This is a genomic window from Candidatus Tachikawaea gelatinosa (assembly GCF_000828815.1).
GTDB classification, from domain to species: Bacteria; Pseudomonadota; Gammaproteobacteria; order Enterobacterales; family Enterobacteriaceae; genus Tachikawaea; species Tachikawaea gelatinosa.
Genome location: NZ_AP014521.1, coordinates 232,527 through 257,496, shown reverse-complemented (window position 1 = coordinate 257,496; position 24,970 = coordinate 232,527). Strand labels below are relative to the sequence as shown.

At 25.6% G+C, this 24,970-nt stretch carries 23 protein-coding genes, 1 other RNA gene and 1 pseudogene; 12 read left to right on the top strand and 13 right to left on the bottom strand.

The genetic code is table 11. From position 1 onward, the window contains the following. Positions 1 to 31 precede the first annotated feature (31 nt). The 4 genes from TGUWTKB_RS01220 to nadK form a co-directional block, all read right to left on the bottom strand. Positions 32 to 1,534 carry an MFS transporter gene (locus TGUWTKB_RS01220; protein ID WP_052459534.1) on the bottom strand — a complete coding sequence of 501 codons (1,503 nt, stop codon included), beginning with the start codon at positions 1,532 to 1,534 and terminating at the stop codon, positions 32 to 34. A 125-nt stretch (positions 1,535 to 1,659) separates the two neighbouring features. Beyond that, positions 1,660 to 2,036, bottom strand: a transfer-messenger RNA (tmRNA) gene (gene ssrA / locus TGUWTKB_RS03355). 43 nt (positions 2,037 to 2,079) lie between these two features. Beyond that, positions 2,080 to 2,550 (bottom strand): SsrA-binding protein SmpB, encoded by a 471-nt coding sequence (gene smpB, locus TGUWTKB_RS01215; protein WP_041062740.1) that lies wholly within the window; start codon positions 2,548 to 2,550, stop codon positions 2,080 to 2,082. Positions 2,551 to 2,713: 163 nt separating this feature from the next. Continuing rightward, positions 2,714 to 3,607 (bottom strand): NAD(+) kinase, encoded by an 894-nt coding sequence (nadK, locus tag TGUWTKB_RS01210; protein ID WP_041062738.1) that lies wholly within the window; start codon positions 3,605 to 3,607, stop codon positions 2,714 to 2,716. A 124-nt stretch (positions 3,608 to 3,731) separates the two neighbouring features. Here nadK and grpE point away from each other — a divergent pair, with 124 nt between their 5' ends. Continuing rightward, entirely contained in the window at positions 3,732 to 4,316 is a 585-nt protein-coding gene (gene grpE, locus TGUWTKB_RS01205; protein ID WP_041062736.1) for a nucleotide exchange factor GrpE, read from the top strand. A 116-nt stretch (positions 4,317 to 4,432) separates the two neighbouring features. Here the strand turns inward: grpE and ung are convergent, their stop codons facing one another. Then, positions 4,433 to 5,035 (bottom strand): uracil-DNA glycosylase, encoded by a 603-nt coding sequence (ung, locus tag TGUWTKB_RS01200; RefSeq protein WP_232501630.1) that lies wholly within the window; start codon positions 5,033 to 5,035, stop codon positions 4,433 to 4,435. Between the two features lie 199 nt (positions 5,036 to 5,234). Between ung and tusA the strand changes: the two genes are divergently transcribed. After that, positions 5,235 to 5,483: a sulfurtransferase TusA gene (gene tusA, locus TGUWTKB_RS01195; RefSeq protein WP_041062734.1), complete on the top strand. Its 249-nt coding sequence runs from the start codon at positions 5,235 to 5,237 to the stop codon at positions 5,481 to 5,483. 74 nt (positions 5,484 to 5,557) lie between these two features. On the opposite strand, the gene asd is transcribed toward tusA, so the two are convergent. Beyond that, positions 5,558 to 6,673, bottom strand: a complete 1,116-nt coding sequence (gene asd, locus TGUWTKB_RS01190; RefSeq protein WP_041062731.1) for an aspartate-semialdehyde dehydrogenase — start codon at positions 6,671 to 6,673, stop codon at positions 5,558 to 5,560. Positions 6,674 to 6,838: 165 nt separating this feature from the next. On the opposite strand from asd, the gene TGUWTKB_RS01185 reads away from it, so the two are divergent. After that, positions 6,839 to 7,429, top strand: coding sequence for a YhgN family NAAT transporter (locus TGUWTKB_RS01185; RefSeq protein ID WP_041062729.1), 591 nt, complete (start codon positions 6,839 to 6,841; stop codon positions 7,427 to 7,429). A gap of 54 nt (positions 7,430 to 7,483) precedes the next feature. Here TGUWTKB_RS01185 and rpoH read toward each other — a convergent pair whose 3' ends face one another. Beyond that, complete coding sequence (rpoH, locus tag TGUWTKB_RS01180) at positions 7,484 to 8,341, bottom strand: RNA polymerase sigma factor RpoH (RefSeq protein ID WP_041062727.1); 858 nt, start codon at positions 8,339 to 8,341, stop codon at positions 7,484 to 7,486. Positions 8,342 to 8,419: 78 nt separating this feature from the next. Continuing rightward, positions 8,420 to 9,355: pseudogene (gene ftsY, locus TGUWTKB_RS01175) on the bottom strand (signal recognition particle-docking protein FtsY); the annotation flags it as partial. A gap of 249 nt (positions 9,356 to 9,604) precedes the next feature. On the opposite strand from ftsY, the gene rsmD reads away from it, so the two are divergent. The 4 genes from rsmD to lolE are packed head-to-tail and all read left to right on the top strand — an operon-like array spanning position 9,605 to position 13,430. Beyond that, positions 9,605 to 10,198: a 16S rRNA (guanine(966)-N(2))-methyltransferase RsmD gene (rsmD, locus tag TGUWTKB_RS01170; RefSeq protein WP_041062725.1), complete on the top strand. Its 594-nt coding sequence runs from the start codon at positions 9,605 to 9,607 to the stop codon at positions 10,196 to 10,198. 58 nt (positions 10,199 to 10,256) lie between these two features. Next, a complete protein-coding gene (locus TGUWTKB_RS01165) occupies positions 10,257 to 11,453 on the top strand; it encodes an FtsX-like permease family protein (protein WP_041062723.1) in 1,197 nt (398 codons plus the stop codon). Continuing rightward, complete coding sequence (gene lolD, locus TGUWTKB_RS01160; protein ID WP_041062721.1) at positions 11,446 to 12,147, top strand: lipoprotein-releasing ABC transporter ATP-binding protein LolD; 702 nt, start codon at positions 11,446 to 11,448, stop codon at positions 12,145 to 12,147. The genes TGUWTKB_RS01165 and lolD overlap by 8 nt, the downstream gene beginning before the upstream one ends. Positions 12,148 to 12,167: 20 nt before the next feature. Beyond that, entirely contained in the window at positions 12,168 to 13,430 is a 1,263-nt protein-coding gene (lolE, locus tag TGUWTKB_RS01155) for a lipoprotein-releasing ABC transporter permease subunit LolE (RefSeq protein WP_052459532.1), read from the top strand. Between the two features lie 27 nt (positions 13,431 to 13,457). Here lolE and TGUWTKB_RS01150 read toward each other — a convergent pair whose 3' ends face one another. From TGUWTKB_RS01150 to leuA, 5 genes are read right to left on the bottom strand one after another with little or no spacing between them, the layout of a single operon-like run. Then, positions 13,458 to 14,543, bottom strand: a complete 1,086-nt coding sequence (locus TGUWTKB_RS01150; protein WP_041062719.1) for a D-alanine--D-alanine ligase family protein — start codon at positions 14,541 to 14,543, stop codon at positions 13,458 to 13,460. 59 nt (positions 14,544 to 14,602) lie between these two features. Beyond that, positions 14,603 to 15,229, bottom strand: coding sequence for a 3-isopropylmalate dehydratase small subunit (leuD, locus tag TGUWTKB_RS01145; RefSeq protein ID WP_041062716.1), 627 nt, complete (start codon positions 15,227 to 15,229; stop codon positions 14,603 to 14,605). Between the two features lie 2 nt (positions 15,230 to 15,231). Continuing rightward, positions 15,232 to 16,635, bottom strand: a complete 1,404-nt coding sequence (gene leuC, locus TGUWTKB_RS01140) for a 3-isopropylmalate dehydratase large subunit (RefSeq protein ID WP_041062713.1) — start codon at positions 16,633 to 16,635, stop codon at positions 15,232 to 15,234. After that, a complete protein-coding gene (gene leuB / locus TGUWTKB_RS01135) occupies positions 16,628 to 17,725 on the bottom strand; it encodes a 3-isopropylmalate dehydrogenase (protein WP_041062710.1) in 1,098 nt (365 codons plus the stop codon). Before leuB ends, leuC begins: the two co-directional genes overlap by 8 nt. 17 nt (positions 17,726 to 17,742) lie before the next feature. Then, on the bottom strand, positions 17,743 to 19,299 hold the full coding sequence (gene leuA, locus TGUWTKB_RS01130) for a 2-isopropylmalate synthase (RefSeq protein ID WP_041062707.1): 1,557 nt from the start codon (positions 19,297 to 19,299) through the stop codon (positions 17,743 to 17,745). A 340-nt stretch (positions 19,300 to 19,639) separates the two neighbouring features. Here leuA and ilvB point away from each other — a divergent pair, with 340 nt between their 5' ends. The 5 genes from ilvB to TGUWTKB_RS01105 all read left to right on the top strand — a co-directional run bounded on the left by ilvB (position 19,640) and on the right by TGUWTKB_RS01105 (position 24,970). Next, a complete protein-coding gene (gene ilvB, locus TGUWTKB_RS01125) occupies positions 19,640 to 21,358 on the top strand; it encodes a biosynthetic-type acetolactate synthase large subunit (protein ID WP_041062704.1) in 1,719 nt (572 codons plus the stop codon). 2 nt (positions 21,359 to 21,360) lie between these two features. Further along, positions 21,361 to 21,858, top strand: coding sequence for an acetolactate synthase small subunit (gene ilvN / locus TGUWTKB_RS01120; RefSeq protein ID WP_041062702.1), 498 nt, complete (start codon positions 21,361 to 21,363; stop codon positions 21,856 to 21,858). Between the two features lie 168 nt (positions 21,859 to 22,026). Continuing rightward, positions 22,027 to 22,968 (top strand): 16S rRNA (cytosine(1402)-N(4))-methyltransferase RsmH, encoded by a 942-nt coding sequence (gene rsmH / locus TGUWTKB_RS01115; protein WP_041062699.1) that lies wholly within the window; start codon positions 22,027 to 22,029, stop codon positions 22,966 to 22,968. Next, on the top strand, positions 22,965 to 23,258 hold the full coding sequence (locus tag TGUWTKB_RS01110) for a cell division protein FtsL (protein WP_041062696.1): 294 nt from the start codon (positions 22,965 to 22,967) through the stop codon (positions 23,256 to 23,258). The genes rsmH and TGUWTKB_RS01110 overlap by 4 nt, the downstream gene beginning before the upstream one ends. 5 nt (positions 23,259 to 23,263) lie before the next feature. After that, positions 23,264 to 24,970 (top strand): penicillin-binding transpeptidase domain-containing protein, encoded by a 1,707-nt coding sequence (locus tag TGUWTKB_RS01105; protein ID WP_052459531.1) that lies wholly within the window; start codon positions 23,264 to 23,266, stop codon positions 24,968 to 24,970.

Below are 24,970 nucleotides of genomic sequence, written 5' to 3'. Positions count from 1 at the left end.
AAGACTATGTTTTATTTTTGATAAATTAAGATTAGTTATTTATTTGTATTTTTTTTTCCTTTATGAGGTTGTTATTTTTTTTTAAATTACATGGAATAGCCCATGTTAAAAAAATACTTAATGATGCAATTATCATTGTTATTAAAAAAACAGAGTGCAATGAAAAAGAAATTTGATCAACAATATGATGTAACACTTTTTCTGAAAAATTTTTTTTATTTTGATGAGACATTACTATATTTAAAGGATTAATTAAATTTGGTAATCTTTTTTCTAAATTGAAATTAAAAATTTCTCCCATCATAGCAATACCAAAAGATGATCCTAACATTCTACTAAACATAATTAAAGAGGTACATGTACCTATCATGCTTTTATGCATATAATTTTGAACTGACATTAAAAAAGCAGTGCTAGTCATCCCCATTCCTATACCAATAATAAAAGTTCCTATTCCAATATATACTAATGAACTTTTTATTTTTAATAATAATAAGAATATACTACCTAAAGTTAAAAGCAGCGAACCTATTTGTGCAGTTAGTCTATAAGACGTACTTAATATTAAATAACTGCTAAAGAAACTTGCAATAGCCCATCCAACAGACATCATGGAAAGTATTATACCTGCTTGTAATGGTGTTCCTTTTTCAACAAATTCTATCCAAGTAGGTAAATATGCACTAATACCAATTATAATTGCGCCAATAATTATATTACCTAAATTGCTAATCAACAGTATATTATTTTTCCAAAAATATTTTGGAAATAAAGGAATATTCGAGTTATTTTCTTTTTTTCTAAAAAAGTACACAGATGTTATAAAAATCAAAAAAAATAGTAACGTCCAAAATTTTAATTGTTGTATTTGTAAAGATATAATTAAGCTAGCATTCATAATAATCAATAAAAATATCTTAGAGCAAAAATTTTCTACTTCATATTTACTATCAATATTCCAATCAGGCAAGTACGTCATGAAAATTAATATTGAAAAAATACCAATTGGTATATTAATCCAAAAAATTAATGACCAATGAAAGTATTTAATTATCCAAGCACCAAAAAAAGGGCCAATCACTGCAGCTACTGCCCAAACACTAGATAAATAGCCCTGCATATGTGTACTATCTTTTTTCGAATAAATGTCTGAAACTATAATAGAAGTAATAGGAATAATTGCTCCTGCTCCTAAACCTTGAAAAGCTCTAGAAATAATTAAACCTAAAATTGTATGAGTTATACCACAAAATAACGATCCTAATAAAAATAAAACGATACCTATGAAAAAAATTTTTTTTCTTCCAAAGATATCTGATAACTTTCCATAAATAGGTGTAGTAACTGCTTGTATGAGTAAATAAATAGAAAATATCCAACCAATATAGTAAAAACCACCAAGTTCAGAAATTATTGTTGGAAGAGCTGTTGAAATAATGGTCATTTCTATTGCAGTCATAAAAATAGCTAATACACATGAAAAAAAAACAAAAAAACGTTGTTTTTTTGTTAAACGTGTATAAAATTCATTCATATTTATCCTTTTTTTAAAAAAGCATTTTTATTTATGATAATCAAGAATGAAAAAATTTTGAATTAAAAACTATGCATAATTTTTTGTAAAAAATTACGATTGAATAAAAGCATATGATTTAATTTTTTTGGAGCTGGCGGGAGTCGAACCCGCGTCCGAAATCTCTATTCCCTTCAGTACTACATGTTTAGTTTAATCTTAAAATTTTTGTCTGTTATAAAAGATAAAACAGATCTACAACAAACTAGCCTAAATTGATCACATGTGTTTATCTTAGGCAATATTCACATGGTGCTCTTTTTGATGTGACCTTTTTTATTTCAAATCTTTAGAGCAAAAAATCTTTGAAAAAAAGGGCTTTAAAAAAACAGTTTTTAAGCTGCTAAAGCATATTTCCTGTCGTTATTTGCGACTATTTAATTGCGGTTTTTTAACGAGGACCTACCGCACCCCGACATGCACTTTAGGTCTTATAAAATTCGTCGAATCCATAATCAGCCCCTTTAAAACTACTCAAAAGAAAGACTTTAACATAAAAATTAGGTTTAATCTAATATTTTTTTGCTTAATATACGAGATTGAGAAATCTTCCATTCACGATTTTTAATGTTTTCTCGTTTATCTATTGTTTTTTTTCCTTTTGCTAATCCAATTTCAATTTTACACCAAGCCTTTTTCCAATATAAAGATGTAGCTACTAGAGTATATTTTTTTCTATTTACATATCCATATATAGAAGATATTTCATGTTTATGAAACAACAATTTTTTATTTCTTTGTGAATCTTCTAGTATTTTATTGGATGAACAAATTAGGGGTTTAATTGTCATTCCAACAATATATGCTTGAGCATTATGTAAAAAAACGTAGCTATTAGTAATGTTAACTTTTCCAGCTCTAATTGATTTTATTTCCCATCCATTCAATACAATGCCCGCTTCAAACTTTTTTTCTATAAAGTAATCATATTGTACTTTTTTATTATATAAAATAATAGAATTGTTTTGTTTTGACATGTTATATTTATTTTTTTATTTATATGTTAAGATATACTATACTAGTATTAGTAGTTTTATAAATTTTTATATAAAAATTATTTATAATTAATATTTTAAATAACTATTATATAAAATACTAAATTTATTTTACATAAATCATTTTATAAAAAAACTACAAAATTTATGTGTATAATTTTTTGTTATTTTTACTCCAATTCAATTTAGAACTTAAAATATTAAAATAGTTATATTCTTTTGGATGTACTAATTTAAAATAACTTTTCGAACGTTGAATTACGATATCTTTTCCAGTCTTATAAGGAATTATAATATGACTATCGCAACTAATTTCTAAATTAGATATTAATTTAGAAAACTGTAGTCGAATAATACTATTATTATTTATAACTAATGGACGTGCTGATAAAGTATGAGGAAACATTGGAATAAGAATAATACCGTCAATAGACGGATCAACAATGGGGCCTCCTGCAGAAAGTGCATACGCTGTTGATCCTGTTGGAGTTGAAATAATTAAGCCATCAGCTCTCTGAGAAAAAGCAAATTTCTCATCAATATATACTGCAAACTCAATCATTTTTGCAACTTTATCAAGATGTAAAACGATTTCATTGATAGCAGTACCTAATTGTACCAGACGTTCTTTTTTTTGTTCTTTTATTTCTAATAAAAAACGGTTTTCAGTTAAATAGTCACCTTTTAGTATTTTATTTAGTTGTTTATACATATTTTTATGATCAAGATCAGTTAAAAAACCTAGATTTCCACGATTTATTCCAATTATTTTTATATCAAAATTTGATAGAAAACGAGCTGCGTTTAACATATTTCCATCTCCACCAATAACAATAGCTAAATCTGCTGTTTTTCCTATATCTTCTAATGTTCCTATACAATTCAAATTTTTTATATTTAATTTGTTAAATATTTCTTTCTCTACTATTACTTGATATCCTTTTTTTTGTAACCAAAAAAATAATTCTTTGTGAGTTTTCATAGCATAAAAAAAACGAGGTTTTCCTAATATACCAATACAATTAAAGTGTTTTTGCATAAAATTTAATATCTCTTAAAAAATCTAAGATAATCTATATAATTTTTTCTCTTGAAAAGATTAAATTGATCCCCCATACTTTTATAAAACAAATAATCTATAAATATAATACGTGGATAAATTAATGAATGATCAAAAAAAAAAAAAAATAAATGAAGAAAACTTAGAAAATTCTTGTCAAGAAACACAACATGATAATAATAATAAAGAATTAAACTCAAATCCTATAAGAAATAAAAGTGATAAAAAACGTATTTTTGAATTGGAATCTGAATTAATAGAAATTCAAGAATCTTTAAGAGATATACAACTACGAGCTCAAGCAGAAAACGAAAATCTTCGTAGAAGAAGTGAATTAAATGTAGAAAAAGCACACAAATTTGCATTAGAAAAATTCGCTCATGATCTATTACCTGTTATTGACAGTCTTGAACGTGCTTTAGAAATATCTGATAAAAATAATGTTCAACTAAAATCAATGATTGAAGGAATTGAATTAACATTAAAAGCTTTTATTAAAACTATAAACAAATTTGGCATAAGCATAATTAATGAAGAAAATGTACCTTTTAATCCAGAGATACATCAAGCAATATCAGTAATAAAATCTGAATCAAAGTTGTCAAATCAAATTATTAAAGTTATTCAAAAAGGTTACAAACTTAATGGACGCTTATTACGACCGGCAGTTGTTTCTGTATCTGAATAAACAATTATAAATAAAAATATATAAAAAATATATTTTTATTTACTTAATAGTTGCATAACAATATGCAATAAAATTGCATTGTTATGCAATTTTTCCTCTTTAATAACCATGTTATTTTAAAACCATTGAATAGGTTTTTTTCCTAATTTTTTAAGTAATGTATTGATTTTTATAAAATGTTCACAACCAAAAAATCCATGATTTGCTGAAAAAGGAGAAGGATGCGACGATTTTAATAAAAAATGCTGAGTATTATCTATTATTTTTTCTTTTCTTTTTGCATAGTTACCCCATAAAACAAAAATAACTTTTTTTTTATAATGATTAATTATTTTAATTATTGTGTTTGTAAAAATTTCCCATCCAATATTTTTATGAGAATTTGGTTTACCTGATTCCACTGTCAAAACACTGTTTAATAATAATATTCCCTGATCTGCCCATTTTTTTAAATATCCATTATTAGGAACGTTTACATAATTAAAATTATTTTTTATTTCTTTATAAATATTTTTTAAAGATGCTGGAATAGGTTTATACGTAGGTAAAACTGAAAATGCTAATCCATGGGCTTGATTATAATGATAATAAGGATCTTGACCAATAATGACAACTTTAATTTTTTCAAATGGTGTAAATTTAAAAGCATTGAAGATATCATTTTTTTTAGGATAAATTGTTTTTCCTAGAGAAAGTTCTTTGTTAAGAAAAATAAAAATATTTTTGAAATATTTTTTTTTTTTCTAACGAAAAAAAATACCCCCAATTTTTTTCATTCATTATTCAAACCTTTCTTTTATAAGATGAAAATATGTTTTATATTATTTTAACTTTTTTTTGATTTATATATAAAGATAACATTAAATGTTGTATCTGTTAATAAATTAATATTTTTATAAATTTTTTATAAAAAAAACAATGAGCAAAAAAATAAATAAAAAGATTATTAATCTTAGTGGATTACGCTGTCCAGAACCTATATTGCAAGTACGTCGTACAATACGTAGTATGAAGAAAAACGATACTTTAATAGTTATAGCAGATGATCCTGCAATAATTTGTGATATTGAAAATTTTTGTTATTTTATGCAACACTATTTATTAGAAAGTTATATAGATTCTAAACCTTACAAATTCTTTATTAGAGTTGGACAATCTTTTAAATAAATAATGAAATCATACAATCCCTTATTAAATACTCTTTCTATTTTTGATAAGGGATTATATAAAATTTATATATTTTATGTGAGTTTAATTAATATTTGTAGTATACGACGTATTGGTTCTGCAGCTCCCCAAAGAAGCTGATCTCCAACAGAAAAAGCTGATAAATATTTCTTTCCCATATTTAACTTTCTTAATCTTCCAATTGGAATTGTTAGCTTACCTGTTACAGCTACAGGGGTAAGTTGATTAATAGTTGATTCTTGATTATTTGGAATTATTTTAATCCATTGATTATTATTTAATAAAATTTTTTCAATATCTTTTAGATCAATGTCTTTTTTTAACTTTATTGTGAAAGCTTGACTATGACAACGAATTGATCCAATTCTGACACACACTCCATCGATAGGAATTATTTTTTTTGAATTAATTATTTTATTTGTTTCTTCCTGACCTTTCCATTCTTCCTTAGTTTGTCCATTTTTTAATAATATATCAATCCAAGGAATTAAGCTACCAGCTAATGGGACACCAAAAACATCAGTTTTTAATCTTCTTGAATTGATCAAATTAGTCACAATCTTTTCTATATTAAGAATCGACATCTGAGGATCATTTAAACTTTTTGCAACAGAATTATATATTTGTCCCATTGTCACTAATAATTCATGTATATGTTTTGCTCCACCTCCTGAAGCAGCTTGATAAGTTGCAACTGAAATCCAATCGATTAAATTTTCAGAAAATAATCCCTTTAATGCCATTAGCATTAAACTAACTGTACAGTTTCCACCTACAAAAGTTTTTATTCCTTTATTTAAAGAATTAATAATTAAATCATAATTAATTGGATCTAATACTATTATCGATTCACGTTTCATTCTTAGAGTAGAAGAAGAATCTATCCAATAACCTTTCCATCCAGTTTTTAAAAGTTTTTTATATATTTTATTTGTATATAATCCTCCTTGACAAGTAACAATAATATCTAAACTATTTAATAAATCAATATTATATGCATCTTTTAATTTTTCATTTGTTTTATTACTAAAATTTGGTGCAAGATTGTTGTATTGTGATGTTGTAAAAAAAATAGGATTGATCATATCAAAATCTTTTTCTTCTTGCATTCTATCAATAAGCACGGACCCAACCATGCCTCGCCAACCTATAAAACCTACATTTTTCATATTTTTTTGTTGCTCTTATATTAATGTATATAAAATAAAACAAATAATAATATTAAAAAAGTTTGTCAAGCGTAATGTTTTTTAAATTTAAAATAAACTTAATAATATTAATTCATCAAGTTATATTAATAATAATTAATAATTGATAAAAAAATGGATATAAAAATGAATCAAATAATTTCTGCAACAATATTATTATTATTAATAATGGATCCTTTAGGAAATCTTCCAGTTTTTATATCAATGCTAAAGAAAATTAATCCAAAAAGAAGATATATTATTTTAACTCGTGAAATGTTCATTGCATTGATATTAATGTTAATTTTTCTTTTTTTTGGAGAAAAATTTTTAATATTTTTAAACTTAAAAACTGAAATAGTATCTATTTCAGGAGGAATAATTTTATCTTTGATTGCCATAAAAATGATTTTTCCTATCATAGAAGAAAAAATAAGTTCTTCAACAAAAGAAGAACCTTTTATCGTACCATTAGCAATACCCTTAATTTCTGGTCCTTCTTTACTTGCAACTTTAATTTTATTATCACATCAATACGTAAAACATATACGTTATTTAGTTTTAGCATTATTAATTGCATGGAGTATAACAGTTTGTATTTTATTATTATCTAATTTTTTTTTACAATTCATAGGAGAAAAAGGGGTTAATGCTTTAGAAAGATTAATAGGATTGATTTTGTTTATGTTATCCACTCAAATGATTCTTGATGGAATTAAAGTATATTTAAAAACTTAATTTAAAAGATACTTTAAAAAGGCAACTTCTCAGTCGCCTTAAAAATATAAGGATCTAATTTTCAATTGCAATACGAAGTTTTCTCATAGCATTTTTTTCAAGTTGTCGTATTCTTTCTGCAGATACTCCGTATTCGTTTGCAAGTTCTTGTAACGTTACTTTTTTTTCTTCATCTAACCAACGTAATTTAATGATATTTTGACTACGTTGATCAAGGCATTTCATTGCATCACTAAGCTTATCAACCGCATGTGATTCCCAATTATTCTCTTCAATAAAATCTGCAAAATCAGAACTTTTATCTTGTAAATACAAAACTGGAGCTAAATTTTTGCTTTCGTAGTTTTCATCATCGGAAGAAAGATCAAACGTCATATCTTGAGCAGACATTCGTGATTCCATTTCAAGTACATCTTTACTACTTACACCTAACTCTTTTGCTACAATTTCTACTTCATCTTTATTAAACCAACCTAAACGCTGTTTAGTTTTTCGAAGATTAAAAAAAAGTTTACGTTGTGCTTTTGTAGTAGCAACTTTTACAATACGCCAATTTCTTAAAACATATTCATGAATTTCAGCTTTAATCCAATGTACCGCAAATGAAACTAAACGAACACCTATTTCTGGATTAAAACGACGAACTGCTTTCATTAAACCAATGTTTCCTTCCTGAATTAAATCTGCTTGAGGTAAACCATATCCAGAATAACTACGTGCAATATGAACAACAAAACGAAGGTGAGATAAAATAATTTTTCTAGCAGCATTTAAATCACTATGATAACGTAAACGTTTAGCTAAAATTTTTTCTTCTTTTGCAGATAGCATAGACCATGCATTAACAGTGCGAATATAAGATTCTAAATTACCAAGAGAAGCATTAGCTAAATTTGGTATATCTTTGATCATTAAGATCCTCCAATTTTATACGAAAACATTATCCTTATATTACATATTTATATTAACATTTTTTCTAAAAAAGAACTTTTAATTAAAAAGTGCATTAACAAAATCTTTCGCATTAAAAGAACGTAAATCATTAATTTTTTCGCCTATTCCTATATATCGAATAGGTATATTAAAATTTTCTGCAATAGAAAAAATAACACCGCCTTTTGCTGTTCCATCTAATTTAGTTAAGATTATTCCATTCACTCCTATTTTTTCTTTAAATATTTTTGCTTGAATAATAGAATTTTGACCATTGTTAGCATCAATTGTCAACATAACTTCATGAGGAGCATTTGGATCAATTTTTTTTATAACGCAAATAATTTTTTCTAGTTCTTTCATTAAAGAATTATTATTGTGTATTCTACCAGAGGTATCAGCAATTAAAATATCTGACTTTTTTTTCTTTGCAATTTGTATTGCTTCAAAAATTACTGCAGCAGAATCACGACAGTCATTTTTTTTTACTACTAGTATATTGTTACGTTTTCCCCATACTTCTAATTGTTCTTTAGCAGCTGCTCTAAAAGTATCACCTGCCGCTAGAATTACAGATTTATTTAACGATTGATAATAATGAGCTAATTTACCAATTGTTGTAGTTTTTCCAGATCCATTCACACCTATTATTATTATTATAAACGGATTTTTTTTTGAAATTTTAATAGGTTTTTCAACTTTTTCCAAAATTGAAATCATTTCTTTTTTTAACAGACTATAAACAATTTCAGCATTATCTAGTTCTTTTTTACTTAATTTTTTAGTTATATTTTTAAGTATTTTATTTGTAGTATTAATACCAACATCTGCAATTAATAACTGTTCCTCTAATTCTTCGAAAAGAGCATCATCAATTTTACGATTAAAAAACAATTTTTTTAAACCTGATCCAATATTTTTGCTTGTTTTTAATAAACTTTTTTTTAAACGATAAAAAAAACCATCATTTGTTTTTTTTTGAGATTTATCTAATGCAAAAATATTTTTTTTTAATGTTTGATTTTTTTCTTCATTAAAATTAACATGTTGTAGATTTTCTTTATTTTTTTTTTTAAAATTAAAAAGATCAAAGAAATAATTTTTTTTTTCTTTTTTCATTTTTTAGTAAATTTCCTATATTATATATGAATGAGTAATATTAAACTGAATAATAAAAAAAGATACAATAAAATTAATGTTCTTTGAACAAAGTTATTTATGTTTTATTTCTAATAAAAAGTAATGAAAAAAAATATTAATACAAAAAAAAAATTTGGGAAAATTAGAATTATTGGAGGTAAATGGAAAAATAAAAAAATATCTGTTATAAACAATCAAGAATTACGTCCAACAAGCAATCGAATGCGTGAAACTCTATTTAATTGGTTAATGCCTTATATAGATAAGGCTTTTTGTTTAGATTGTTATGCTGGAACTGGTGCTCTCGGTTTGGAAGCTATATCTAGAAATGCTCAACATGTTACTTTTCTTGAATTACAAGAAAAAATTTTTAAAATTTTAATTGAAAATATAAAAGAAATTAAAGCAGAAAAATACATTATTGCAAATAAAACAGACACTATATATTGGCTTTCTAATAAATCTAACTATCGATATGACATAATTTTTATAGATCCTCCATTTTTAAAAAATTTATTAAAAAAAACAATTGATTTTTTAGAAAAAAATCATTGGTTATCAGATAAAGCAATTATTTATATTGAAAGTAAAAAAGAAAAAATAAATGAATATAATTTTAATATTCCAAAAAATTGGCTTCTACAACATAAAAAAAGTATGGGTAATGTTACATGCTTTTTATACGAAAAAATTTAAATTAATATAAATATAATTTAAAAAATTTTACATATTAACTAACTTTTAAAAAAAATTTATGTATTATCCTCTTTCTTTATTTATTGGTATACGCTATATATATAGATCTACATCTGATTTTTTCAATTTTTTTGTTTCTAGTTTATCTGTTATTGGTATAGCATTAGGCGTAATAGCATTAACAGTTGCTTTATCTATTATGAACGGTTTTGAAAAAAAGTTTACAAATAATATATTAAAATTTGTACCTCACATATTAATAGTAGATAATAAAAATCGTTCATATATAGATCATGACTTAATTTCTACATTTAACTTAAAAGATGTTAGATATATTGCTCCTGTTATTACTACTGAAGTAATTTTACAAAGTGCTAAACATGTTTCAACTGGTTTAATGATAGGTATTCAATTAAAAAATAATCAAAATTTTCCATATTTTAGTAAAATTTTGAGCAAAAAATTAATTAAAAATCAATATAATGTTATTTTTGGAAAACATTTGTCATCTCTTCTTAATATCAAAAAGAATGATAAAATACGTATTATTATTCCTTCTATTCAAAATTTTAGTCCAATAGGAAGAATACCTAGTCAACGATTTTTTAATGTCGTTGGAATTTATGGTTCTAAAAATGAAACAGAAAATAATCAAATTTTTGTAAATATTAAAGATGCATTAAATATTTTACATCTTCATAAAGGTGTAAAAAAATCATGGAGAGTATGGTTAAATAATCCTTTAAAAATTTCTGATGTTTTAAAAAAAACAGTACCTAACGATCTGGTTTGGACAGATTGGAGAGAGATTAAAGGTGATTTATTTCATGCTATAAAAATGGAAAAAAATATTATGGGATTATTATTAAGTTTAATTATTATTACAGCTTCATTTAATGTTTTAACTTCTCTTGGGCTAATCATCATAGATAAAAAAAGAGAAGTTGCAGTGTTAAAAACTTTAGGAATGAATAATACAAACATCATGTTAATATTTATGATTATCGGGATGATTATAGGAATATTAGGAACTAGTTTAGGAATATGCTTAGGATTATTAATAACATATTATCTAACTTATTTTTTTCCATTTACAAAATTTATTTTAAATAGCGACAGCGCTATTATTAATATAAGTGTTTTACAAATCGTAATAATTATAACTATTTCTATGATAGTGACACTTTTATCTACGCTTTATCCTTCTTGGTATGCAACTAAAATTCAACCTGCTAAGGCTCTTAGATATGAATAATACTAACTTTTTGCCATTAGTAAGTTGCAAGAAATTATATAAAAGCTATTATGACGGAGATAACTATACTGATGTTTTACATAATATCACTTTTGATATAAAATCAGGACAGATGATAGCTATTGTTGGTAGCTCAGGATCTGGTAAAAGTACATTATTACATTTATTAGGAGGATTAGAATTACCTAGTAAAGGTGATATTGTTTTTAATGGGCAATCAATTATAACTATGAACTCTAAAGAAAAATCAATATTACGTAATCGAGATATTGGATTTATATACCAATTTCATCATCTTTTGCCAGATTTTAATGCACTAGAAAATGTTGCTATTCCATTATTAATTGCTAAAAAAAAACGCAAAGAAGCAACGAGTCAAGCATTAGAAATGCTATCAATAGTAGGATTAAAAAATCGTGCAGAATATAAACCTTACGAATTATCCGGAGGAGAAAGACAACGAGTAGCAATTGCACGTGCTTTAGTTAATTCACCCAGATTAATAATGGCTGATGAACCAACTGGCAATCTTGATATACGTAATGCTCGATTAATTTTCGATTTAATTCAAAAAATAAATGAAAAAAAGGGAACAACTTTTTTAGTTGTTACACATGATTTATCTTTGGCTCAGTGTTTAACATTTCATATAGAAATGAATAATGGTCGTTTAAACTTTTCAAATTTTTTTTAAAAGGTTAAAATTATATAATAATGACTAATATATTACTATCTTTTAATTTTGCAAAGCGATTTATTCGTGGTTGTCATCACCGCGCTTCTTTAACGTCGTTTATATCTTTTATTGCCGTTATTTGTGTTGCCTTAGGAGTAGCAGTATTGATTATTACTTCTAGTGCAGTTAATGGTTTTGAACATGAGCTTAAAGAAAGATTTCTTGCAATAATTCCGCATGAAGAAATTGAAACTACAAAAAAATCGTTTTCTAATTGGGAAAAAATTATTAATATTGTTAAAAACGTACCAAATGTTCAAAACGCTACACCTTACGTTAAGTTTGTTGGTTTATTAGAAAAAAACCATAAATTAAAAGCTATTCAATTAACAGGAATCGATTTAAAAAGAGAAAAAGATTCTTTGTTGTTAAAAAAACTAGCAATAAATAAAGACTTAGTTTCACAATTTAAATCTGGAAAAAAACAAATAATTTTAGGATATGGTGCTGCAAAAACGTTAAATATAAAAAATAATCAATGGGTTACGTTAGTATATCAAACAAATAATGATGAAAAAAATATGCTGTTATATCCACAATATCTTCAACTGAAAGTTATAAAAATATTAAAATTAGGTGGAGTTCTAGATTCAAATCTAGCAATTATTCCTCTTGAAGATGCTCAAAATTATTTAAATATGAAAAAAAATAGTATTACTGGTATTGCATTGAAAATGAACAATCCATTTTATGCAGAAAAAACAACTAAACAAATAACTCAAACTATCAACAATACTGATTTTCATATAAAAAATTGGACTTATACTTACGGTAATATATATAAAGATATTCAAATCATACGTTCTATTGTTTATGTAGGTATGATCTTAGTAATTAGCGTTGCTTCTTTTAATATTGTTTCTACACTAATTATTACTATTAAGAAAAAAAATAATGATATTTCTATACTAAAAATATTAGGAGCAGAAGATAAATTAATTGCTTTAATTTTTGTTTGGTATGCTATTCTTATAGGTCTCACAGGAAACATTATTGGAATAATCATTGGTATAATAACTTCTCTAAATCTTACTACTATTTTTAAAATAATAGAAAATATTATTGGCTTTAAATTTATATCTAATAATATTTATTGTATTGATTTTTTGCCTTCTGAATTACATTCAACAGATATTATTAATGTTGTTATTATAACTATAATGCTAAGTTTAATAGCTAGTTGGTACCCATCTAGACAAGCAACTTTAATTAATCCTATTTCTTTATTAAAGAAAAAATAACACAAAGTTTTAGCAGATAAATTTTAACTAAACTTTATTATTTTGATATCGTTTTAATGATATATATATGATTTTTGTAATTAAGTCAGTATAACTTATATCACTAAAATTCCATAAATTAGGATACATACTATTTTTTGTGAAACCAGGTAATGTATTAATTTCATTGATAACAACAGTATCTTCACCTTTTAAAAAGAAATCAATACGTGCAAAATCGTCACATTCTAAAACTTTAAAAGTTTTTTTTATAACGTTTGTTAATATTTTTTTTTGTTTTTCTGTAATTTTTGCAGGAATGATTAATTGTATATTTTTTGTATTACCATATTTTTCATCATAAGAATAAAACCTGTTTTTTGAAATAATTTCACCAAAAACACTTACTATTAATTTATGGTTTCCTAAAACTGCACATTCAATTTCGCGGCCATTAATTGCTTTCTCAATAAGTATTTTTTTATCATATTGAAAAGCTAAATCTATAGCTTTCTTTAACTCAACAATACTATTAACTTTACTAATACCTATTGAAGATCCTTGACTGTTAGGTTTAACAAATAATGGAAAACCAAGATGAGAAAAATCTTGGCTAATATTAAAATTTTTTAATTCATAATTGTTTATAGTAATAAAAGAAGCAGTTTTTAGACCTGCATGAAATAAAATACGTTTCATAACATCCTTATTCATATTAATTGCAGAACCAAGAACACCTGTTCCCACAAAAGGAATTTTTAAAAAACTTAACATTCCTTGTAAACAACCGTCTTCTCCAAATGTTCCATGTGTTATAGGAAACATAATATCCATATTGGGAATTTTTTTTTCTATCAATGAATCTTTAACTATAAAAAATTTGTTTTTACCTGGAAAAAACATTATTTTTTTAAAAAAATGTGAATTTTTTAATAAAAATAACGTTTTTTTATTTACATTATCATCATTAAAATTTTCAAAAAAAAACCAAAATCCATCTTTATCGATTTTAAATAAATGTACTTCAAATTTTTTTTTATCAATAAAGTTAATAATAGTCACTGCAGATTTTAAAGATATATTATGTTCAACAGATTGACCTCCAAAAATAATTCCTACCTTTAATTTTTTCATGTTTTGTCCTATTTATTTAAAAATAAAAGAATTATTATTGAATACAATGTAATATATTTTTAATATTTTAAATACTTTTTTAATGAAAAATCAAAACAATTTTTTTCATATTTTTTAATCATTTCTTGATCTTTTAGAGTAATATCGATTTCATCGATATTATTTATAATACAATAAAGATAAAAACTATCAAGTGTAAAATTATAGATTTTATTATGAAAATTCAGTGTCTGATTTTTTAAATTAACTATACATGTTAATACATCTTTTGTATTATTAAGTATTTTAAAACATTCATTAATTTCTTCTGTTGTTAGTTTTATTGGTAAAAGATAGTTTTTTAAACTATTAGTATAAAAAATATCACTGAAACTTGAAGCAATAACAACCTTAAATCCAAAATCTATTAGAGCCCAAACAGCATGCTCTCTAGAAGATCCACAGCCAAAATTTTCTCGGGTTAACAAAATGCTAGATTTTTTATATTTAGGTTTATTTAAAATAAAGTCATCATTGATGATTTTGTTTTTGTTAGCAACATATCTCCAGTTATAAAACAAATAATCACCAAAACCACACCTAGTAATTTTTTTTAAAAACTGTTTAGGAATAATAATGTCTGTATCAATATTAGATATATCAAAAGGCACAACAGTTCCTGTATATGTAATCTTTTTATTATTCATATTTAAATACCTAGTTTACGAATATCAAAAAAACGACCTTTTATAGCTACTGCTGCAGCCATAGCAGGACTCAGTAAATGAGTTCTTCCTTCTCTTCCTTGTCTTCCTTCAAAATTACGATTACTAGTAGAAGCACAACGTTCTTTTGATTTCAAACGATCTTTATTCATTCCTAAGCACATAGAACATCCAGAAAAACGCCATTCAAAACCTGCTTGAATGAAGATTTCATGTAACCCTTCATATTCTGCTTGTTTTTTAACAAGTGAAGAACCAGGCACTACGATAGCAGTAATGTTTTTAGCTATTTTTTTTCCTTTGATAATACTTGCAGCTATACGTAGATCTTCAATTCGTGCATTAGTACATGAACCAATAAATACTTTATCAACATAAATATCAGTTAAACAAACATCAGAATTAAGACCCATGTATATTAATGCTTTTTTTGCTGCATTTCTTTTATTATTATCTTGAAAATAAGAAGAATTAGGAATTAGTTGATTAATGCCTATAACTTGATCAGGATTAGTTCCCCAAGTTACTTGGGGTGCAATGTCTGTAATATTAATTGTTACTTTTTTATCAAATTTCGCATTAACATCAGATTTTAAAGTTTTCCAAAAATTTATTAAATTTATCCATCCATCATTATTTTTAAAAAAAATTTTATTTTTTAGGTAAGAAAAAGTTACTTCATCAGGGGCGATTAATCCAGATTTAGCTCCCATTTCAATTGACATATTACATAAAGTCATTCTTTCCTCCATACTTAATTTTTCGGTAACAGAGCCACAATATTCAATAACGCAACCATTTCCAAAGGAACTGCCATATTTACCGATTAAAAATAATGCAATATCTTTTGCTGTAATATATTTTTTTTTCTCACCTTCAATACATATTTGAATTGTTTTTAAACGTTTTTGTTTTAAAGTTTGAGTCGCTAAGACATGTTCTACTTCTGATGTACCAATACCAAAAGAAAGAGTACCAAATGCACCATGAGTACTTGTATGAGAATCTCCACATACTACAGTCATACCAGGTAATATCATACCTTGCTCTGGAGCAACTACATGTATGATACCTTGAAAAGGATGATGTATATCATATAATTTAATATTAAAACGGCGACAATTTTTTATAAGTGTTTCCATTTGTAAACAAGCAGTCTTTCCAGAATCGTTAATATCTTTTTTCAATGTAGAAACATTATGATCCATTGTCGCAAAAGTTTTTAATGGACAGCGTACTGTTCTATTTTTTTTTAATAAATTTTCAAAAGCTTGGGGAGAAGTCACTTCATGTATTAAGTGAAAATCGATATAAATTAGAGGTGTTTTTTTGAACTTTTCATGTACGATATGATTATCAAATATTTTTTGATATAAGTTTTTAGCCATTATTAATTTCCATTTTTAATTCTTCAAGGATAAGAGATCCAATTTTTTCAGTAGTGACTAATGTAGTATTTTTTTCTTTTATAAATAAATCTTGAGTACGATATCCTTTTTTTAATACTGAATATATCGATTTTTCAATAATTTTTGCTTCTTTATTTAAACGTAAGCTATACTTTAGAAGTAAAGCTAGTGATAAAATTTGAGCAATTGGATTAGCAATATTTTTACCAGCAATATCCGGAGCTGATCCTCCTGCTGGTTCATATAGTCCAAAATTTTTTTTATTTAAACTTGCGGAAGGTAACATGCCAATAGACCCAGTAATCATTGCGCATTGATCAGATAAAATATCTCCAAATAAATTAGAACAAAGCAATACATCAAATTTTGATGGATTTTTCATTAATTGCATAGTAGCATTATCAATATACATATGTTCTACATAAACATCAGGATATTTTTTAGAAACTTCTATAACAATTTCTCTCCAAAAATTTGATGTTTGCAAAACATTAGCTTTATCTATTGAAACAACTTTTCTTTGACGTTGTTGTGCTAATTTAAAAGCAATATGTGCAATACGTTCTATTTCAAAACGATAATAAATGGCAGTGTCAAACGCATATTCTTTTTTTCCTTTTCCTTTTCTACCATTAGGTTTTCCAAAATAAATGCCACTAGTTAGTTCACGTAAGCAAAGAATATCCACTCCTTTAGAAATAATATTTTTTTTTAAAGATGAAAAATTTTCTAATCCTTTATATATTTTAATTGGTCGAATATTCATAAATAAATTAAAATGTTTTCTTAATGATAATATTGATTTTTTTTCTATAGATAAATTTTTCCATTTTGGACCTCCTACTGAACCAAATAAAATAGCATCAGAATTTATACATCCTGAAAGAGTTTTTTTAGGTAAAGCATCTCCATAGCGATCTATTGCAATTCCCCCTATGTCATACTCAAAAGTATTTATTTGTATATTAAAATTTCGATTAATAAATTCAATCACTTTTATAGCTTCTTTCATGACTTCGGGTCCGATTCCATCTCCAGGTAAAACTGCAATGTTAAAAGATTTAGACATGTTATTAGACCTTAATTTTATTTGTTTTTTATAAACTTTTTTTGTAATTCTTTTTCTACTTCTTTAGCACGCCAAATATTATTTAAAGCATTAATGATTGCTTTTGTAGAAGATTCAACAATATCTGTATCTAAACCAATACCATGAAATTTTCTATTTCTATAATCAACTACTATGTCAGCTTGTCCTAGCGCATTTTTTCCGTGTCCTTTCGCAATTAATTTATAAGTAAGAAGATTAGTATTAAGTTTTGTAATACGATTAATTGCATGATATATTGCATCAACTGGACCATTACCAGTAGCAGATTTTGAAATTAAATTATTTCCACATAACAAAGTTACTAACGCTTTTGATTGGACAATTGATCCTGAATGTATTTCAAATTTTTTTAATTGATAAAATTCGAGATCTTCATTTTGTTTATTAATAAATGCTAAAGCTTCTAAATCATAATCAAAAATTTGTCCTTTTTTATCTGCAAGCTTAAGAAATGCTTCATATAGCTTATCTAAATTGTAATCAACTTCTTCTGTATATCCCATTGCTTCCATTCTATGTTTAACAGCTGCACGTCCAGATCGTGAAGTTAAGTTTAATTGTATTTTGTGAAATCCAATTGATTCAGGCGCAACTATTTCATAGTTTTCTCTATTTTTAATTACTCCGTCTTGATGAATTCCAGAGGAATGAGAAAAAGCATTTGCTCCAACTATTGCTTTGTTAGATGGAATAGGCATATTACAAATTTGACTGACAATTTGACTAGTTTTATAAATTTCAGATAAATTTACGTTAGTAGATAACTTAAAAAACGATTCGCGTGTTTTAATTGCCATAATAATTTCTTCTAACGCACAATTACCAGCACGTTCTCCTAATCCGTTAATTGTACCTTCCACTTGTCTTGCTCCTGCTTGTATAGCATTTATAGCATTACCTACAGCCATTCCAAGGTCATCATGAGTATGTATTGAAAGAATAGATTTACTAATATTTGGTACTTTATTTAAAAGCTGAGTAATAATATTTGAATATTCGTTAGGAAATGTATAACCTACAGTATCAGGAATGTTAATTGTGTTTGCACCTGCTTTAATTGCTGCTTCAACTACATAACAAAGATCGTTTATAGGTGTTCTGCCGCTATCTTCGCAAGAAAATTGTACATCATTGGTGTAATTACGTGCTAACTTTACCATTTTTATTATTCGACTAACAATTTCTTTAAGATTAGTACGTAGTTTCGTTACAATGTGTATAGGAGAAGTAGCAATAAAAATATGAATACGAAAGTTCCTTGCTTTTTTTAATGCAGAATATGCTGTAGTTATATCTTTTTCAACACAACGAGCTAAACCACAAACACAACTTTTTGTAATTTTTCTAGAAATTATTTTTGCAGATTCAAAATCACCTGGCGAAGACGCTGGAAAACCTATTTCGATAATATCAACTCCAAGACGTTCTAAAGCTAAAGCAATTTGCAATTTTTCTTTTACATTTAGACTTGCTTGTAATGCTTGTTCACCATCTCGCAAAGTAGTATCGAAAACAATAATCTTTTGATTCATTTTTGTTTATATCCTATGATGGCAGCTTTTTGAGAAAGAAAATAAAAACCCGCATGTATGCGGGTTTTTGAAATGTATTTATTTCACTAAAAATTAAATGATAGCTACATTATTTTTAAATAAAAGTCAACAAAAACAACTTTTGTTTTTACTACTAATAATTTTATATAAATTAATATTTAGTATGTAAGTATTTGTTAATATTTTTAAAATTAAAAAAAATATATTTTTAAAAAAAAAAATATAATAAATTTAAGTTTGTATTTATTAAAATTTTATCTTATATAGTTTTTTTTATTTTAAACGTAATTTTAAATATTATAAATTCTAGAGGAATAAAATGAACATGTTATCAGGAGCTCAAATAATTGTACAATTTTTAATTGATCAAGGGATCAAAAAAGTTTTTGGTTACCCAGGAGGGTCGATACTAGATATTTATGACGTTTTACATAAAACGAAAAACATTCAACATATATTAGTACGTCATGAACAAAGTGCAGTACATATGGCAGATGGATATGCTAGAGCAACTGGTGAAGTAGGAGTTGTTTTAGTTACTTCTGGACCAGGAGCTACTAATTCTATTACTGGAATTGCTACTGCTTATATGGATTCTATTCCAATAATTATCTTATCAGGACAAGTTGCTTCTTCTTTAATTGGATTTGACGCTTTTCAGGAATGTGATATGGTTGGCATTTCAAGACCAATAGTAAAACATAGTTTTTTAGTAAAAAAAACAGAAGATATTGCTATAATTTTAAAAAAAGCATTTTGGTTAGCTACTACAGGAAGACCTGGGCCAGTTGTAGTAGATCTTCCAAAGGATATTTTACGTTCAGAATATAAATGTCCATATTTTTGGCCAGATAAAGTTAATCTTCGTTCATATAATCCAATAATACGTGGAAACCAAAGACAAATTCAACGTGCTTTACAAACTTTAATAAAAGCTAGAAAACCAGTTGTATATGTAGGAGGTGGTGCGACATATTCAAATTGTTATGTTGAACTAAGATGTTTAGTTGAAAAATTAAATCTTCCTGTAACAAATTCATTAATGGGATTAGGAGTTCTACAAGGTAAACATCCACAAAATTTAGGGATGTTAGGCATGCATGGTACTTATGAAGCTAACATGGCTATGCATAATTCTGATTTAATTATGGGGATTGGAGTGCGTTTTGATGATCGTACTACTAATAATTTAAAAAAATATTGTCCAAATGCTAGTATAATTCACATTGACATAGATCCTTCATCTATTTCAAAAACTGTTATTGCAGACATTCCTGTAGTAGGTGACGCAAAAAAGATTTTAAAAAAAATGTTGGAATTATTAAAAGAAAACAAAATATTATTGTTATCATTAAACGATTGGTGGAAATCTATTAATAATTGGAAAAAACGAAAATGTTTAAATTTTTCTCGCAATAGCAAAAAAATAAAACCACAATTAGTAATAGAAAAAATATGTGATTTCACTAATGGTGACGCTTTTCTCACATCTGATGTAGGACAACATCAGATGTTTACGGCGCTCTATTATTCTTTTAATAAACCTCGTCATTGGATTAATTCTGGAGGATTAGGAACAATGGGTTTTGGTTTACCAGCTGCTTTAGGAGTTAAAATTGCATATCCAAAAAAAACTGTGATTTGTGTTACAGGTGATGGTAGCATACAGATGAACATTCAAGAATTATCTACTGCTTTACAATATCGTTTACCAATTTTGATTATTAATTTAAACAATCAATTTTTAGGTATGGTAAAACAATGGCAAGATATGGTTTATTCTAGTCGTTATTCTCAATCTTATATGCATTCTTTACCTAATTTTGTTAAGCTAGCAGAAGCTTATGGTCACTTTGGAATATTAATTAATAATCCAAATGATTTAGAAAAAAAATTAATTTTTGCATTAAAAAAATTACAAGATGGTCATTTAGTGTTTGTTGACATTATTATTGATCATGAAGAGAACGTTTATCCAATGCAAATTCGTAATGGAGGTATGAATGAAATGTGGTTAAATAAAATGGAGAAAACTTAATTATGCGTCGTATTTTATCAGTACTTTTAGAAAATGAATCTGGAGTTTTATCTCGTGTTATTGGATTGTTTTCTCAGCGTGGTTATAATATAGAAAGTTTAACAGTAGCACCTACTGATGATCCCTCTTTATCACGAATGACAATTCATACTGTTGGTAATGAACAAATTTTAGAACAAATTGAGAAACAATTACATAAATTAATTAATGTTTTACGTGTTAGTGAATTAAGACAAGGCGCTTATATAGAGCGTGAATTAATATTAATTAAAGTACAAGCTTTACCTGATAAACGTGAAGAAATAAAACGCAACATTGATATTTTTAGAGGTAATATTATTGATGTTACGCCTTCTTTATATACAATTCAATTAATTGGCAAAAGTGATAAGCTAAACGCTTTTCTTGCTATATTACATAGTGTATCAGAAATTATAGAAGTTGTTCGTTCTGGAATCGTTGGTATTTCTCGTGGTAGCCGCACTATACGTCAATTATGAAAGTATGTATTGAACAAAATAATTATTAAAATATGTAGGCAGCTATTCATATAAGTAAAAAATATGATTTAAAAAAAATCAATTATGTGATAGTTTATTAAAAAACGAATTTTTTGTAATTTTTTAACAACTAATCATATTACGTTTGAATTAATAATCTAAAAAAAAATGGAAAAAAAAATTCAACATATTCCTGTTCTATTACAAGAATCTATTACTGCATTAAATATAAAAAATGATGGTTTTTATGTTGATGCAACATTTGGAATGGGTGGACATTCTAAAGCAATTCTTTCTTGTTTAGGCAAAAAAGGTAAACTTATTGCAATTGACTGTGATCCTTACTCAATTGATTTTTCTAGAACTATAAAAGATTCTCGTTTTAGTATTATTCATGGACAATTTTCTTCTATAGAAAATTATTTATTAAAAAGAAAACTACATGGAAAGATTAATGGTATTCTTTTTGATTTAGGAATGTCATCCATGCAAGTAGATGATCCATTAAGAGGTTTTTCATTTTTAAATAACGGCAATTTAGATATGAGAATGAATCCATCTTATGGGTTATCTGCTAAAGAAAAATTAAAATATGCTAAAGAAGAAGAGATTTGTTGGATTTTAAAAACATATGGAGAAGAAAAGTTTGCTAAAAAAATTGCACGTGAAATTTTTTTATATAACCAAAAAAATACTATCTCTACTACAAAGGAATTAACAAATATTGTTATTAAAAGTATACGTTTTAATAAAAAGCTATTAAGACATCCTGCTACTCGTACATTTCAAGCCATTCGAATTTGGGTCAATAATGAACTTAATGAATTAAAAACAGCATTAAAAAAAACAAGTGCAATATTAGCTCCTTATGGCAGACTTGTAATAATTAGTTTTCATTCATTAGAGACTCGTATAATAAAAGAAATAATTTTAGAAAAAAATAATATTGTTAATATTCCTAAAAATATTCCATTATATTCAAAACAGTTAATATCATTAGAAAAAAACTTTAAAATATTACCGAAAATTAAACCTTCTAAACAAGAAATTGCAAACAATCCACGTTCGAGAAGTGCAATTTTACGTATCGCAGAAAAATTAAAAAAATGAAAAAACATAAAAAAAATAGTTTATCAAAAAGTATTATTACTGATTTTATTTGTTCTAATAAGTTTTCATTAATATTGTTATTTATTAGTCTTGTTTCTGCATTATATGTAATTGATATTACATATAAAACAAGAAAACTTAACAAAGAAATTGATAAACTCATCACAAGAAACAAAAAAACATTAAGTGAATGGAGTAATTTAGTTGTAGAATATAATCAAATAAAACAAGAATATGCAGAAAGCCATAAGATTCTCGTAAAAAAACGTTATATTTCTTTAGATTCATAAAAAACATGATTTTTTTTCCTTATGTAAAAAACATTAAGAAAAAAGATACTTTCGCTGCAAAAAAAAAAAGAGCATTATTAATATATAGTTTTGTTATATGCATAATAATCGCTTTATTATTGAGATTAACTTGGGTTCAGATTCATGATTTTGAATTTTTAATACATCAATCAAATATTCGATCATCAAGAATTCAGTTGATATCTACAAGACGTGGAAATATTATAGACAGAAATAATAATTTACTTGCAATTACTTTTCAAGTATATAATATTTTTGCTGATCCAAAATTTTTATTAAAATATAATGATATTAAAAATGATCAAAAAATAAAAAAATTATCTTATATAATAAATTTACCGTTATCTGAATTATTAAATTTAATTTATAAACATAGGAATAAACGTTTTTTTTACTTAAAAAAAGATATTAATAAAAAAACATCTATAGCTATTAAAAAACTAAATATACTAGGTATAAAAATACAAGAAAAATCAAGACGTTATTATCCATATAATAAGATTACTTCACATGTTGTTGGTTTTGCTGATGATAATGGACAAGGATTAGAAGGTATAGAAAAAAGCTTAAATACACTTTTATCTGGAAAACATGGAAAAAAAATTGTTTATAAAGATCCATATAACCAAGTTTTTGAAGAGAAAATTTTAACAAAAAATATACCATCTCAAGATATACAATTAAGTATTGATCAAAATTTACAAAAAATTATGTATGAAAAATTAGATATGGCTATTTCTTCTAGTAAAGCAAAATCTGGATCTGCAGTATTAATTAAAATAGATACTGGAGAAATTTTAGCAATGGCAAATATTCCGTCTTATAATCCTAATAATATAAATGAAGCAAAAAAAGATGCGATTAGAAATCGTGCTATTACAGATATTTTTGAGCCTGGTTCAACGATTAAACCTATTGTTATAATGGCTGCTTTACAACAAGGCACAATTAAAGAAAATAGTATTATTAATACTTTACCTTTTAACATAGGAAAGCATACCATTAAAGATGTGAAAACATATCAACAATTAAATATTATTGATATATTAAAAAAATCAAGTAATGTTGCTATTTCAAAAATAGCATTAAAAATGCCTATTTCAAAAGTAATAGACACATATTCTAAATTTGGTATCGGTAAAATAACTAATATAGGAATGATTGGTGAAAATAAAGGATTTAATCCAATTAATAAAAAAAAATGGTCTAAGCTAGAAATAGCAACATTTTCTTTTGGATATGGATTAATGCTAACACCATTACAACTTGCACAAACTTTTTCAATTATTGGAAACCATGGGTGTTTTAAACCTCTTTCTATTATTAAAGTAAATCACCAAGTTTTGGGAAAACAAGTTTTCCCACAAAAATATGTGGATATTGTACTTAAGATGATGGAAAAAGTTTCTTTACCCGGAGGAAGTGGATTTCAAGCTGCAACTAAAGATTATAGAATCGCCATAAAAACAGGTACAGTTAAAAAAATAAATAAAAAGAAACGTTATGTTAATAAATATATTGCTTATGCAGCTGGTGTAGCTCCTGTTAGTAATCCTTACCTTGCTTTAGCAATTGTTATAGATGAACCAACGTCTGAAAAATATTATGGAGGATTAGTATCTGCACCAATATTTGGACAAATAATGCAAAGATCATTAGAAATATTAAACATTAAACCAGATATTTTTTAA